This window comes from Bradyrhizobium sp. SZCCHNRI1009, assembly GCF_032487575.1.
Taxonomy (GTDB): Bacteria; Pseudomonadota; Alphaproteobacteria; order Rhizobiales; family Xanthobacteraceae; genus Bradyrhizobium.
The window spans coordinates 1-13,502 of sequence record NZ_JAUEUL010000005.1; the positions used below are offsets into that span (position 1 = coordinate 1).

14 protein-coding genes are annotated in these 13,502 nt (G+C 67.1%); 7 read left to right on the forward strand and 7 right to left on the reverse strand.

The features are described from left to right. The first annotated feature begins 581 nt into the window (after window positions 1–581). The 5 genes from arfB to QX010_RS11005 all read left to right on the forward strand — a co-directional run bounded on the left by arfB (window position 582) and on the right by QX010_RS11005 (window position 4,138). Window positions 582–1,001, forward strand: a complete 420-nt coding sequence (gene arfB, locus QX010_RS10985; RefSeq protein WP_006610408.1) for an alternative ribosome rescue aminoacyl-tRNA hydrolase ArfB — start codon at window positions 582–584, stop codon at window positions 999–1,001. A gap of 218 nt (window positions 1,002–1,219) precedes the next feature. Further along, window positions 1,220–1,537: a c-type cytochrome gene (locus QX010_RS10990; RefSeq protein ID WP_316179823.1), complete on the forward strand. Its 318-nt coding sequence runs from the start codon at window positions 1,220–1,222 to the stop codon at window positions 1,535–1,537. Window position 1,538: 1 nt separating this feature from the next. Continuing rightward, window positions 1,539–1,934: a VOC family protein gene (locus tag QX010_RS10995; RefSeq protein WP_316179443.1), complete on the forward strand. Its 396-nt coding sequence runs from the start codon at window positions 1,539–1,541 to the stop codon at window positions 1,932–1,934. A 48-nt stretch (window positions 1,935–1,982) separates the two neighbouring features. Beyond that, window positions 1,983–2,531 carry a gluconate 2-dehydrogenase subunit 3 family protein gene (locus tag QX010_RS11000; RefSeq protein ID WP_316179445.1) on the forward strand — a complete coding sequence of 183 codons (549 nt, stop codon included), beginning with the start codon at window positions 1,983–1,985 and terminating at the stop codon, window positions 2,529–2,531. 38 nt (window positions 2,532–2,569) lie between these two features. Further along, the gene (locus QX010_RS11005) at window positions 2,570–4,138 is read left to right on the forward strand and encodes a GMC family oxidoreductase (RefSeq protein WP_316179446.1); all 1,569 of its coding nucleotides are present in this window, start codon (window positions 2,570–2,572) and stop codon (window positions 4,136–4,138) included. Between the two features lie 220 nt (window positions 4,139–4,358). Here the strand turns inward: QX010_RS11005 and QX010_RS11010 are convergent, their stop codons facing one another. After that, window positions 4,359–4,673, reverse strand: coding sequence for a ribbon-helix-helix domain-containing protein (locus tag QX010_RS11010; RefSeq protein ID WP_315802167.1), 315 nt, complete (start codon window positions 4,671–4,673; stop codon window positions 4,359–4,361). Window positions 4,674–4,871: 198 nt separating this feature from the next. Between QX010_RS11010 and mutL the strand changes: the two genes are divergently transcribed. Further along, complete coding sequence (gene mutL, locus QX010_RS11015) at window positions 4,872–6,725, forward strand: DNA mismatch repair endonuclease MutL (protein WP_316179447.1); 1,854 nt, start codon at window positions 4,872–4,874, stop codon at window positions 6,723–6,725. 212 nt (window positions 6,726–6,937) lie between these two features. Here the strand turns inward: mutL and rsmD are convergent, their stop codons facing one another. Both rsmD and QX010_RS11025 read right to left on the reverse strand, forming a co-directional pair. Further along, a complete protein-coding gene (gene rsmD, locus QX010_RS11020; RefSeq protein WP_316179448.1) occupies window positions 6,938–7,492 on the reverse strand; it encodes a 16S rRNA (guanine(966)-N(2))-methyltransferase RsmD in 555 nt (184 codons plus the stop codon). A 9-nt stretch (window positions 7,493–7,501) separates the two neighbouring features. Beyond that, on the reverse strand, window positions 7,502–9,613 hold the full coding sequence (locus tag QX010_RS11025; RefSeq protein WP_316179449.1) for a pseudouridine synthase: 2,112 nt from the start codon (window positions 9,611–9,613) through the stop codon (window positions 7,502–7,504). Window positions 9,614–9,746: 133 nt separating this feature from the next. On the opposite strand from QX010_RS11025, the gene QX010_RS11030 reads away from it, so the two are divergent. Next, window positions 9,747–10,193 (forward strand): nucleoside deaminase, encoded by a 447-nt coding sequence (locus QX010_RS11030; RefSeq protein WP_315801931.1) that lies wholly within the window; start codon window positions 9,747–9,749, stop codon window positions 10,191–10,193. A 3-nt stretch (window positions 10,194–10,196) separates the two neighbouring features. Here QX010_RS11030 and QX010_RS11035 read toward each other — a convergent pair whose 3' ends face one another. The 4 genes from QX010_RS11035 to QX010_RS11050 all read right to left on the reverse strand — a co-directional run bounded on the left by QX010_RS11035 (window position 10,197) and on the right by QX010_RS11050 (window position 13,418). Then, the gene (locus QX010_RS11035; RefSeq protein ID WP_316179451.1) at window positions 10,197–11,510 is read right to left on the reverse strand and encodes a cytochrome P450; all 1,314 of its coding nucleotides are present in this window, start codon (window positions 11,508–11,510) and stop codon (window positions 10,197–10,199) included. Next, the gene (locus tag QX010_RS11040; RefSeq protein ID WP_316179453.1) at window positions 11,510–12,175 is read right to left on the reverse strand and encodes a class I SAM-dependent methyltransferase; all 666 of its coding nucleotides are present in this window, start codon (window positions 12,173–12,175) and stop codon (window positions 11,510–11,512) included. Before QX010_RS11040 ends, QX010_RS11035 begins: the two co-directional genes overlap by 1 nt. Window positions 12,176–12,222: 47 nt before the next feature. Then, window positions 12,223–12,633, reverse strand: coding sequence for a hypothetical protein (locus tag QX010_RS11045; protein WP_315801928.1), 411 nt, complete (start codon window positions 12,631–12,633; stop codon window positions 12,223–12,225). A 335-nt stretch (window positions 12,634–12,968) separates the two neighbouring features. Next, window positions 12,969–13,418 carry a hypothetical protein gene (locus QX010_RS11050; RefSeq protein ID WP_315801927.1) on the reverse strand — a complete coding sequence of 150 codons (450 nt, stop codon included), beginning with the start codon at window positions 13,416–13,418 and terminating at the stop codon, window positions 12,969–12,971. Between the last annotated feature and the right edge of the window lie 84 nt (window positions 13,419–13,502).

The window sequence follows — 13,502 nt, forward strand, 5'->3', positions numbered from 1 at the left end:
CTCAGATCCAGCGACGGGCGGTTGGTCAGAACCGCCCGTTCGCACATTCTGGCAGGTTTCGAACACACAAGAGCGCGTATCAGCGTGAAGACCGTCGCGCGGGGAATGCCGGGATGCCTCGGCTGAACCTGTGGTACCTGCCGCCTGCATTTTTTTCGCAGGCGGGCCATGGGTGCGGCCAGCGCCCGGCATTCCCCGCGCCCTCTGCATTCTCAGCGAGGGCCACGACGATGCAAGCCTCGGGCAGGCATGCCGCGAGAGCGCGAAGCCGTGTCCTAGCTGATCGTCCCCGCTGTTTGAACCGTGAAGTCCGCCACACCAACCGCTGTCGTCCCGGACAAGCGCGCAAGGTGCGCGCAGATCCGGGACCCATACGCCGCAGCCGAAATGATGGGGACGAGATGTCAATGACCCGCCTGCCCCAAACTGCTCCCTGGGGTATGGATCCCGGCGTTCGCCGGGGTGACAGCGGAGATTGTGATGACTGTCCCGGGTCAACGGTGCCGTCGACGCGAACCCGCGCACGCCGCCCCTAAAACCGCTATGGTGCACGCGAAAGCCTCGATTCCCCCTGGTGTCCCATGCTGCGGATCTCCCGCGACCTTGCCATCGACGAGAACGACATCGAGATCTCGTTCGTCCGCGCCTCCGGACCTGGCGGCCAGAACGTCAACAAGCTGTCGACGTCGGCGCAACTGCGCTTCGACACCAGCCGCATCACGTTGCCGGAGGATGCCGCGGCACGGTTGGCGCGGCTGGCCGGCCAGCGCATGACCAAGAATGGCGTCATCGTGATCCAGGCCGAGCGCTTCCGCACCCAGGAGCGCAACAAGGCCGATGCGATCGAGCGGCTGGTCACGCTGCTCCGCGAAGCGATGGTGCGGCCGAAGGTGCGGCGCCCGACCAAGCCGACCTTCGGCTCCAAGCAGCGCCGGCTCGAGGGCAAGAAGCTCCGCAGCGACGTCAAGGCGGGGCGCGGTGCGCGCCGTTTCGACGATTAGTCCGTAACGCTGACATTCCTGCGGCGCGCACGACTGCTGCGCACGCTTTGTTCCCGCTGAAACAGCCGGCTACTACCACGGCGCTCCACCTGCGACCTACGCTCCGGAAAAATTGCGAGCGAGGAACGATGGCGGGACGGCGTGCGGCGCAAGATGCGCTTCTTCTGTGCGGGGCATTCATTGGCGCGGTGCTGAGCACCACGATCGCGTCGGCGCAGATGACGCTGCCCGCGCCGAAGCCCGTCGACGGCGCCACCCTGTTCAAGCAGCAATGCGGCGTCTGCCATACGCTGAGCAGCGCCGAGCCGATGCGGCAGGGGCCGCCGCTGTCGAAGATCGTCGGCCGCCGCGCCGGCTCGATCGAAGGTTTCCGCTATTCGGCCGGCTTCGCCAAGGCCGATTTCACCTGGGACGAGGCCAAGCTCGACGCCTGGCTGACCAATCCGCAAGAGCTGATCCCCGGCGCCGTGATGGCCTATCGCCAGGCCAAGCCCGACGTGCGCGCCACGATCATCAACTATTTGAAGGACAATTGAGATGGCCAAGCCCGTACACTCCATGATCCGCGTCTTCGACGAAGCGAAAGCGCTCGACTTCTACAAGCGCGCCTTCGGGCTGGAGATCGCCGACAACCTCCGCTTCGACGGCTTCGCGCTGATCTATCTGCGCCATCCCTCCTCGCCGTTCGAGGTCGAGCTCACCGTCAACTACGACCGCAAGGAGCCGTACACGCTCGGCGACGGCTACGGCCATCTCGCCGTCGTCGTCGACGATCTCGACGCCGAGCACGCCCGCTTCGAGCGCGAGAACCTGGCGCCAGGCCCGTTGCGCGATTTCAAGCACAATGGCGCGACACTCGCGCGGTTCTTCTTCGTCAGCGACCCCGACGGCTACAAGATCGAGGTCATCCAGCGCGGCGGCCGCTTCGGCTAGCCGCAGAACGACGCAAATACATAAGCAAAAAACCCACGGAGGATACCCATGAGAGAAGTCGATCGCCGCAACAGATACGACCGCCGCGTCTTTCTCAAGGGCGCGGCCTCGACCGTGCCGGCCGCGGCCGTGGCTTCCGCGACCGGCCTCGGGATCACCGATGCCTGGGCCGAGGATGCCAAGGCGCTGACGCCGGCGACGCTGAAGACGCTGGTGAAGGTCGCGCGCGACATCTACCCGCACGACTTCCTCGCCGACCGCTACTACATCACCGCGGTCAAGCCGTGGGACGGCAAGGCGGCGGAAGATGCCGCGGTCAAGGCGATGATCAATGACGGCGTCGCCCGGCTCGATCAGGACGCGAAGGATCGCCACAAGGTGCCCTATGCGCAGGTGCCGTGGGAGGCCGACCGCGTCGCGCTGCTCCAGGGCATCGAGCAGACCACGTTCTTCAAGACCCTGCGCGGCGACCTCGTGGTGTCGCTCTACAATCAGAAAGAGCTCTGGCCAAAGTTCGGCTACGAGGGCTCCTCCGCCGAGCATGGCGGCTACATCAACCGTGGCTTCTCCGACATCGACTGGCTGCCGAAAGCCTGACGCCGGCGAACAACGAAGAGAACACGGAGGACACCACCATGGCAAAATTCGACCAGAACGATTCGAGCGTCGTCGTCATCATCGGCTCGGGGGCCGGCGGCGGCACGCTCGGGAACGAGCTCGCGCAGAAGGGCATCAAGGTCGTCATACTGGAGGCCGGCAATCGCTACGAGATTCCGGACTTCATCAATGACGAATGGGAGAGCTTCACCCAGCTCGCCTGGACCGACATGCGCACGACATCGGGCACTTGGCGTGTCGCCAAGGACTTCGCCAATTTGCCGGCCTGGATTGTCAAGGCGGTCGGCGGCTCGACCGTGCACTGGGCCGGCGCCTCGCTGCGCTTCGACGAGCACGAGTTCAAGGCCCGCACCACCTATGGCGGCGTGCCCGGCTCGAGCCTCATGGACTGGCCGGTGACGCTCGCCGAGATGGAGCCGTGGTACGCCAAGGCCGAGTTCAAGATGGGCGTGACCCGCACCAACGACATTCCCGGCCTGCCCGGCAACAACAATTTCAAGGTGCTCGAAGCCGGCGCCCGCAAGCTCGGCTACAAGACCGTGCACACCGGCAACATGGCGATCAACTCGCAGCCGCGCGACGGCCGCGGCTCGTGCCAGCAGATCGGCTTCTGCTTCCAGGGCTGCAAGTCCGGTGCGAAATGGTCGACGCTCTACACGGAGATTCCGAAGGGCGAGGCCACCGGCAATCTCGAAGTGCGATCCGGCAGCATGGCGATCAAGATCGAGCATGACGCCTCCGGCAAGGTGACCGGCGTGGTCTATGCCGACAGCCAGGGCAAGATGCAGCTGCAGAAGGCCCGCATCGTCGCGGTCGCCGGCAATTCGATCGAGAGCCCGCGCCTCCTGCTCAACAGCGCCTCGAACATGTTCCCGGATGGCCTCGCCAACTCCTCCGGCCAAGTCGGGCGCAACTACATGCGGCACATGACCGGCAGCGTCTATGCGACGTTCGAAAACCCGGTGCACATGTATCGCGGCACCACAATGGCCGGCATCGTGCGCGACGAGGCGGCGTTCAATCCGAAGCGCGGCTTCGTCGGCGGCTATGAGATGGAGACGCTGTCGCTCGGCCTGCCGTTCATGGCGGCGTTCCTCAACCCCGGCGCCTGGGGCCGCAGCTTCACCGCGGCGATGGAGACCTATCCGCGCATGGCCGGCATGTGGCTGGTCGGCGAGGACATGCCGCAGGAGACCAACCGCATCACGCTCGATCCGGTCGCCAAGGACAAGTTCGGCATGCCCGTGGCGTCGGTGCATTTCGACGACCACCCCAACGACGTCGCGATGCGCGCCCACGCCTACAAGCAAGGCTCGGCGATCTACGAAGCGGTCGGCGCCACCGTGACCTACCCGACCATGCCCTATCCCTCGACGCACAATCTCGGCACCAACCGGATGAGCGAGAAGGCCAAGGACGGCGTCGTCAACAAGTTCGGCCAGACCCACGACATCAAGAACCTGTTCGTGTCGGACGGCAGTCAGTTCACGACCGGTGCGGCGTGCAATCCGACGCTGACCATCGTGGCGCTGGCGATCCGCCAGGCCGACTACATCGCGGGCGCGATGCAGAAGAAGGAGATCTGATTAGCAACGCGTGATGGGTGCGCACCTCACCCGCCGCGAATGCAGTCAGCGCCTCCCCCGCTTGCGGGGGAGGTCGCATCGCATCGAAGATGCGATGCGGGTGGGGGAACGCTCCACAAAGACTGCCCATGAAGCGCGCGCAGGAAAGACTGCCCGTGTGGCGCCCCCACCCCGCCCTCCCCCGCAGGCGGGGGAGGGAGACGAGACAGCAGACGCGTGGCTACTCCGCCGCGTCCATGATCGCGGCCGGCGCGCGAAAATCCGGCACCGCGGCGGTCGCCTTCGCCCGATAGATCAGGCAGGAACAGCGCAGCAGCGAGGCGAAATTCCTCACCTCGCCGTGGTGGTCGAGCACCTCGGCGTACAGCGTGGTCACGAACTTCGCGAGGCTCATGCCTTCCTTGGCGGCGATCTCCTCGAGCGTGTCCCAGAACGCCATTTCGAGCCGGATCGACGTGCTATGGCCGCCGATCCGCAAACTACGGGTCTGCGACGCATAATCGCGCTGAGGCTGGTGTGCGAACAGATGGCACATGGTCTTCCTCCGGCTGATCGTTATTTTTGCGAAACGATATACTGGCCCCGCCCGCCTCACAATCCCGTTGGAGAAGGTTGCTTTTCTCTGCCGCAGCGCATGAAAAAAGCTATTCTCGCCCCACATTTGCAGCGTGGCCGCCGCAGCGCCGCGCGCCTTCAAGATCCAAGCCAGCCAGCTTTCAAGTTCGTTCGCACCATGCCCATCCGCCAGCTCCCCGAACAGATCGTCAACCGCATCGCCGCCGGCGAGGTGGTCGAGCGGCCCGCGAGCGTCGTCAAGGAGCTGGTCGAAAACGCGATCGACGCCGGCGCCAGCCGCATCGACATCTTCACCGATGGTGGCGGGCGGCGGAAGATCGCGATCACCGACGACGGTGGCGGCATGACCGCGGCCGATCTCGCGCTCGCGGTCGAGCGCCACGCGACCTCCAAGCTCGACGACGAGGACCTGCTGCAGATCCGCACGCTCGGGTTCCGCGGCGAAGCGCTGCCCTCGATCGGCTCGGTGGCGCGGCTGTCGATCACGACGCGACACAAAAGCGAGCCGCACGCCTGGGCGCTTCAAGTCGATTGCGGCGACAAGTCCCCGATCGTGCCGGCCGCGCTGAACCAAGGCACCCGCGTCGAGGTCGCCGACCTCTTCCACGCCACGCCGGCACGGCTGAAGTTCCTCAAAACCGACCGCACCGAGGCCGAGGCGATCCGCGAGGTGGTGCGGCGGCTGGCGATGGCGCGGCCCGACATCGCCTTCACCCTCGCCGGCGAGGAACGCGCGCCGGTGACCTGGGCCGCCGCGCTGCCCGGCGCGCCGGGCCAATTGACGCGGCTCGGCGACATCCTCGGCGCCGACTTCCGCAGCCATGCGATCGCGGTGCGCAGCGAGCGCGATCACGTTGTCGTCGAAGGCTTCGCCGCGGCGCCGGCGCTGACGCGCGCCAATGCGCTCGGCCAGTATCTGTTCGTCAACGGCCGGCCGGTGCGCGACAAGCTGATCCTCGGCGCGGTGCGCGCCGCCTATGCCGACTATCTGCCGCGTGACCGGCATCCGTTGGTGGCGCTGTTTGTGACGCTCGATCCGCGCGAGGTCGACGCCAACGTGCATCCGGCCAAGACCGAGGTGCGCTTCCGCAATGCCGGCCTGGTGCGCGCGCTGATCATCCACGCGCTGAAGGAAGGTCTCGCGCGGGAGGGCCGCCGCACCGCGGCCAATGAGGGTGGCGCGACCATCGCCGCGTTCCGCCCGGCCTTCGCTCCGCCGCGGCCCAACGTCGGTCCGATGAATTGGGACTGGCAGCGCTCGCCGTCGGCGCCGGTGATGCCGCATTTCGGCGGCTCCTTCCCTGCGGCGGCGCCCTCACCAGATCTCGGCTCGTTCGGGCTTGCGGAGTCCTCTCAAGCGGCGTTCGACGTCGGCACACCCCGCGCCGACGTTCGGCTGCACGAGCAGCCGGCCGCGCCCGACCTGCTCGACCGTCCGCTCGGCGCTGCGCGCACCCAGATCCACGACACCTACATCGTGGCGCAGACCCGCGATGGCCTCGTCATCGTCGACCAGCACGCCGCCCATGAGCGCATCGTCTATGAGCGGCTCAAGGCCTCGCTGGCGGCGCATGGCGTGCAGCGGCAGATCCTGCTGATCCCGGACATCGTCGAGCTCGACGAAGCCACCGTCGAGTCACTGCTTGCGCGGACTGATGAGCTGGCCTCGTTCGGCCTCGCCATCGAATCCTTCGGGCCTGGCGCGGTCGCCGTGCGCGAGACGCCATCGCTGCTCGGCAAGATCAATGCCGCAGGCTTGCTGCGCGACCTCGCCGAGCACATGGAGGAATGGGGCGAGGCGCTGCCGCTGGAGCGCCGCCTGATGCACGTCGCCGCCACCATGGCCTGCCACGGCTCGGTCCGCGCCGGCCGCCGCCTCAAGCCGGAAGAGATGAATGCGCTGCTCCGCGAGATGGAGGACACGCCGAACTCGGGCCAGTGCAATCACGGCCGCCCGACCTATGTCGAGCTGAAGCTCGCGGATGTGGAGAAGCTGTTCGGGAGGAGATAGCGGCTACGATTGAGGCCACGACGATAGCTACAAATCCGGTGTCGTCCCGGACAAGCCACCGGCGGCGCGTAGCGCCGTCCGGCGGCGCCGATCCGGGACCCATACGCCGCAGCAGCAGTCAGGGACATGAACGACGTTACGAGCAGCCAGCCTCCCAACGCAATCCTGTGGCTATGGGCCTCTGCGTTCGCAGGGGCGACAGCGAGCGAGGATCAGGACCGGCGCAGGAACACGAACTCCGTGTCGTCGTAAGCGCGGCGCTCGAGCTCTTCGAACCCCTCGGGCGCCTTGAACGCGGCAGCCTTGGACTCCTCGACCACGAGCAGCGCCGATGGCACGAGCCAGCCGCCGTCGCGCAGCGAGGCCAGCGCCTTCTCGGCCAAGCCCTTGCCATAGGGCGGATCGAGGAACACCAGCGAGAACGGCTCGACCGGATGCGCCGGTCCGAGATCGGTGGCGTCGCGGCGGTAGACCTTGGTGACGCCGCCGAGCCCGAGCGATTCGACATTGTTGCGCAGCAGCGCCCTTGCCTCGGCGCCGTTGTCGACGAACAGCGTGAACGCCGCGCCGCGCGAGGTCGCCTCGATGCCGAGCGCGCCGGTGCCGGCAAACAAATCGAGCACGCGTGCGCCCTCGATCGGATCCTCGTAGGCGTGGACGAGGATGTTGAACAGCGCCTCGCGCAGCCGGTCCTGCGTCGGCCGGATGTCGCGCGAGGCGGGCGAAGCGATGTTGCGGCCCTTCAGCCGTCCACCGACGACACGCATCGCCGCACCCTATTCGTCGTCCCGAGGCGTGATATCGCGCTTGCCGTGATAGCCGCGCTTCGGCCGCCGCGGCGGCCCGGGGAAACGCGCCTCGGCCTCGTGGCGCTCGCGCGCCTCGTCGCTGCCGGTGCGCTGGACCAGCACGCGCCGGCCCTTGCGGTCGGCCACGACCTCCCGCTTCGGCTTGGGCTTCGGGTCCGGCAGCGGCTCGCGGTTGCCCTTGCCCGCCGGCCCGAGATCGGCGCCCGATTGCGCGATGACCTTCTCGCCGAGCTGTTCGCGCAGCACCCGCGTCTTGACCTCCTGCACCTCGCCTTCGGGCAGCTCCAGCAGCTGGAACGGACCGTAGGAGACGCGGATCAGGCGGTTCACCTCGAGGCCGAGATGCGCGAGCACGTTGCGCACCTCGCGGTTCTTGCCCTCGCGGATCGCGACGACCAGCCAGACATTGGCGCCCTGGTCGCGCTCGAGCGTCGCTTCGATCGGGCCGTATTTGACGCCGTCGACCTCGACGCCCGCGGCGAGCTGATCGAGCTGTCCTTGCGTGATCTCGCCATGGGCGCGGACGCGATAGCGCCGCGTCCAGCCGGTGTCCGGCAATTCCAGCACGCGCGCGAGGCCGCCGTCATTGGTGAGCAGCAAGAGCCCTTCGGTGTTGAAGTCGAGTCGGCCGATCGAGATCAGCCGTGGCAGGCCCTCGGGCAGATTGTCGAACACCGTCGGCCGCCCCTCGGGGTCGCTGTGCGTCGTCATCAGCCCGCGCGGCTTGTGATACAGAAACAGCCGCGTGCGCTCGCGCTCCGGCAGCGGCGCGCCGTCGACCTGGATCACGTCATTCTCGGTGACATCGAGCGCGGGGGAGTTGATGACGCGGCCGTTCACCGTCACGCGGCCCTGCGTGACCATCTCCTCGGCGTCGCGGCGCGAGGCGAGGCCGGCGCGGGCCAGCACCTTGGCGATGCGCTCGCCGGCCTTCTTCGGTGCGGCCGGCTCGGCGGCAACGCGGGCGCTGCGCTTGTCGGTCTCGGGCTTGCGCTCGCGATAGGCGCCGCGGCCGCCGAACGCCGGACGCTTGGCGAAGACCTTGCTGTCGTCTTCATTGTCGCGGCGCGGCCGCTCGGAGAAGCCGTCGCGGCCACGGCGTTCGCTGCGCGGATGCTCCTGCCAGTCGGTGCGCCCCTCGGGACGGCGCGGCCGGTCGAAGCTGCGCTCCTCGCCCCGATCGCGCGGGCGATCGAACTTCGGCTTGTCGAATTTGGGCCTGTCGAATCTCGGACGATCCTCGCTGCTGCGCTGGGTGCGCGGGCGATCGAAGCTGCGGCCGCCTTCGCGCGGCGGACGCGGGCTGCGTTCCGGGCGATCGCCATCCGCGCCGCGCTTCTGCCACGGCTTGCTCTCGCCGCGCGAGGGACGGTCGCCAAACTCCTTGCGCGGCCCGCGCGCGCCGGCACCGAACTTGCGCTCGCCCCGATCGCCTTCAGCGCCGCGAGAGAACTTGCGCTCTCCGCCAAACTTGCGCTCAGGGCGATCGCCGGTCCGCGGCGGACGGTCGCCGAAGCTGCGCTCGGTGCGCGGCCGGTCGCCGCGATCACGCGCGCCCTCGCCGCGTGGCGTATAGGGGCGTTTCTCACCATCGCGCTCCCGCGGAGCGTAGGGCTTGCGCTCGCCGAACTTGCGCTCGGACGATCGCCCCGCCGGACGAGCCTCGTCGCGACCGGCGCGCGGCGTATAGGGACGCTTCTCGCCGCCCCGCTCGTCGCGATCGAATTTCGGCCGGTCGCCACGCGGCTTGAAGGCGCGCTTCTCGCCATCGCCCGACCGCGCCGGGCGAGCGGCATAGGCCCGATCGCCGCGCGGCCGCTCATCGCGGTTGAAGCGCGGCTTGTCGCCAAAGGATTTGCGCGGCGCATCGCCGTCGTCGCGGCGGCGCGGGGCGCGGCCCTCGTCGAAGGAGCGCTTGCCCCGGCCACCCGCTTCCTTGTCGCCGAAGCCGCGCTTGGCGAACTTCTTTTCCGGCCCACGCGCAGCGCCCGAGCGTCCTTTGCCGCCCTCGGACCGCCCCCGCGGGGCGCCGCCGCGGCGGCCGCGGGAATCGTTGTCTTTGTCGGTGGTGCGGGGCATGAAGGTCTCACTTCGAGGTGCAGGACGACGCGTGAACCGCGCGCTTCTGAAGCAGCGCATGTCACGCAGGAAATCGGGGTCCGGTTGTGCTGAAGGGCGATCCAGTAGCAGACTTGGGCGGGCGTGACGAGCCATGAACAGCCCTTCTTTCATGGATTTGGCGCTGAAAGCGGCCGAATCGGCCGCAATTTCCGGCGAGGTGCCGATCGGCTGCGTCGTCGTCCGTGACAACGCGGTCATCGCCACCGCCGCCAACCGCACTTTGACCGACCGCGACCCGACCGCGCATGCCGAGATCCTGGCACTGCGGCAGGCGGCCCAGGTCGTCGGCAGCGAGCGGCTGGTCGAGTGCGACCTCTACGTCACGCTCGAGCCGTGCACGATGTGCGCTGGCGCGATCTCCTTCGCGCGCATCCGACGGCTGTATTACGGGGCCGCCGATCCGAAGGGCGGTGCGGTCGAGTCGGGTGTGCGCTTCTTCACGGCGCCGACCTGCCATCACGCCCCGGAGGTCTATTCGGCGGTGGGCGAGCAGCAGGCGGCGCAGATGCTGAAGGAGTTCTTCAAGGCGCGGCGGTGAGGCCTATGCAGCCGCCTCCTTGCGCAGCGCGCGAAAGCTCATGCGAACCGGGAGGCTGGAGACGCCGCTCATGAAGGGCGACCGCACCCGGCGCACCCGCCCGGCGAGTTCGATCCGTTCGGTCCGGCGCAGCAGCTCCGCAAATAGCGCCCGCATCTGCATCCGCGCCAGCTGCAGTCCCATGCAGATGTGCGGACCACGGCCGAAGGCGATGTGCGGGTTCGGACTGCGATCGATCCGGAACGCGCCGGCGTCCTCGAACACGGTCTCGTCGCGATTGGCCGAATGGAAGAACAAGGCCAGCCCATCGCCTTCGCGAATGCGTTGCCCCCCGACCTCGGTGTCGCAGACCGCGGTGCGCATGAAGTGCCGCACCGGCGAGGTCCAGCGCAGCATTTCCTCGATCGCCGGATCGAGCAGCTCGGGCTCGGCCCGCAGCCGCACCATCTGCTCGGGCGCCGCGAGCAGCGCCGCCAGGCCGCCCGCCAATGCGAGCGCCGTCGTATCGTGGCCCGCCGTGACCAGCAGGATGAAGTAGGAGATCAGCTCGTAATGCGGCATTGCCGCGCCATGCGGCGCGGCATGCGCAATCAGGCTGGCGAGATCGTCGCGCGGTCGGGCGCGCCGGTCGGCCACGACGGCTTCGAAATAATCGCGCAGCGCCAGCATGGCCATCCGCATCGTATCGCCCGGCGCCTCGGCGAGACGGCGCCGCGGATCCTCGGCGCCCACGAAGGCCTGGGCGAGCCGCGCAAGCCGGGCATCGTCGGCCTCCGGCGTGCCCAGCATGCGGCCGATCACCCGGAAGGTGAAGGGCAGCGCCACGTCGCCTGCGAAGTCGCAACTGGCGCCGCGCGCGGAAACCCGGTCGATGATCTCGGCGGCCCATTGCGACAGCCATGTCTCCATCTCGCGCAAGACCGGCGGCGCAAAGGCGCCTTGGATGATGCCGCGATAAACGCCGTGATCCGGCGGATCCATCTCGGTCAGGCTGCGCACGAGTTGCGGCTTGCCGGTGACACGCTGCAGCACGGCCTCGGAGGTCTCGCTGGCGAGATAGGTGCGCGGGCCCGCGGCAAACTCATTGCTCCGTGTCTCGATCGAGACAATGTCGGCATAGCGCGTGACCGCCCGGAACGGACGAACGCCCGAGCGTTCAACCCAATGCAGCGGCGCGCGCTGGCGCAGCAGCGCACAGGCGCGTTCCAGCCGCGTTGGATCGGCGTGACCTCGCGAGGAGATCAGCACGTCCACAGCACGCTCGACGGCGGCGCTGCGGCGATCTGTCTGCGAGGATAGCGACGGAACAGCCGACATCAGTGCGAGAGCCCTGCTTGCGACGGGGCGGCATGAGTCAGGCGGCGCACCAGGAGCGTGAACTCCTTCATCCCGTAGTTGCCGATGACCTCGACGGCCGCCGCAAACTCCTGCTCGCAGTGGGTGGCCCAAACGTCCGGCGTAGTGCGATACAGGCGCGCCTTGGCGGGATCGCCGTCCTGCTCCTCATCAGCGGCCGCTCGCATGAAATTGACGGCAAAGCCGCGCCGGCTGGTCGCGAACATGCGCTGCAACATGGCTTTGATGTGGCCTTCCCAGGCGTCGCGCGAATAGCCGACGTTGACGTTCATGATGCCCGAGGCGACCGAATAGTCGGCGATGCGCGGGCTCTCCGACGCGACGACGAAGCGCCGCAAGGGGGCGGCAAAGCGGCGCCGCGCCCGGCTGATCATGGCGCGGGACAGGTCGATGCCGAGATAGTCAATCTCACAGGACGCAAAACGCGATTCAAGAAACGGCACCAGCGCGCCATAGCCGCAACCGATGTCATTGAGGCTGAACGGCGCCGACACGTCGCACAGCTTCATCAGTTGCACGAAGCGCAGGCCCTGCGTCGCCTCGCACGACCAGTCAACGCCGCGCGGCGTTGCGCCGTGACGCGCAACGCAGGCAGAGTAATAGGCATCGACGTCCGCCTGGATCAAGCCGAGGCTCGGAACGTCCTTCGCCGTGCGTGTGGCAGATCTGGCGCTCACTGCATGCTGAGCTCTCGAGCGCGCCGCTCCCGCACCGTCTTTGCAATCTGCTGTCGCACGACGCGGCCGGGCGTCGTCGGAATCGACACGATGACGTGCACGTCGGACGCGAAGACGACAGGCCGTCCACGAGAGACAGTGACGCGCGGATCATCGGCGGCCGAATGACAGACGAGCGAGATCGGCAACGGCGCGCCCGATTCCAGATCCTCCTTGAAAGCCTCGACGACTCGATCGTGACCATTTACGCCGTCGCGGTCCGAAGGATAGGTCTTGAGATGATCCAGGAATTTGTACCAGCGACGGCGCTCATTCCAGTCGGCAGGCACGATGCCAAGCAAGGTGAACGAGCGCTGCAGGCCATGCTCGGCAGAAAAGATCCCGAACTCGCGCTGCAACTCGGCCATCTCCGGCACCGCGTCAGCCTCGAACCGCTTGTTGAACTGAACCACGACGTCGAGCGTCGTGCTGTCCTTCATCATCGCTCCCATAACGGCTTCCTCCCGATAGCGCAGAATGCACCGGTGTCATGGTGCCTTCTTTTCTCCGGACCATCAAGGGCGATCTGGCGCCAATGGGACAGTGAAGCTGAACGGCCCAAGGCAGCGCTCAGCTTCTCACGCACATCAGCACCGAACCGGGTCGGTGATCGCTCGAGACGGCACGGCGCGATAGACATCGACGTCAGAACAGGGGAATCGAGCAAAGAGCCTCGTCTCCGAAGACGACCCTCGTGGTCGCCTCACTTCTTGCGTTTTTCGACCCGCCTCGCCCGTGCGGTCTCAGCGGCCTGCTTGCGTGCCTCACGACCGGGCGTCGTCGGGATAGAGATAATGACGTGCTTGTCGAGGGAGAAAACGATCGGACGTCCTTCCGACACGGTGACACGGGGATCCTCTGCCGCAGAGTGACAGACGATCGAGACCGGCAGCGGCTTTTCGCACTCCAGATCATCCTTGAACGCCTGGATCACACGATCATGGCCGTTCACGCTGGCGATGTCCGATGGATACGTCTTCAGAAACTCGAGAAACTTGTACCAGCGCCGCCGCTCGGACCAATCGGCAGGCACGATTCCGAGCAAAGCAAAGGACTGCTGTAGACTATGCCTCAGCGAGAAGACCCCGAACTCCCGTTGCAGCTCGACCATTTCGGGCAAGGCATCTGCATCGAACCGTTTGTTGAGCTGCACGATAATATCAAGGGTAGTACTGTCTTTAATCATTACCCCCATTGTAACCCCCAAATCTGAAAAAGCCGGAATTCAACGAATCGA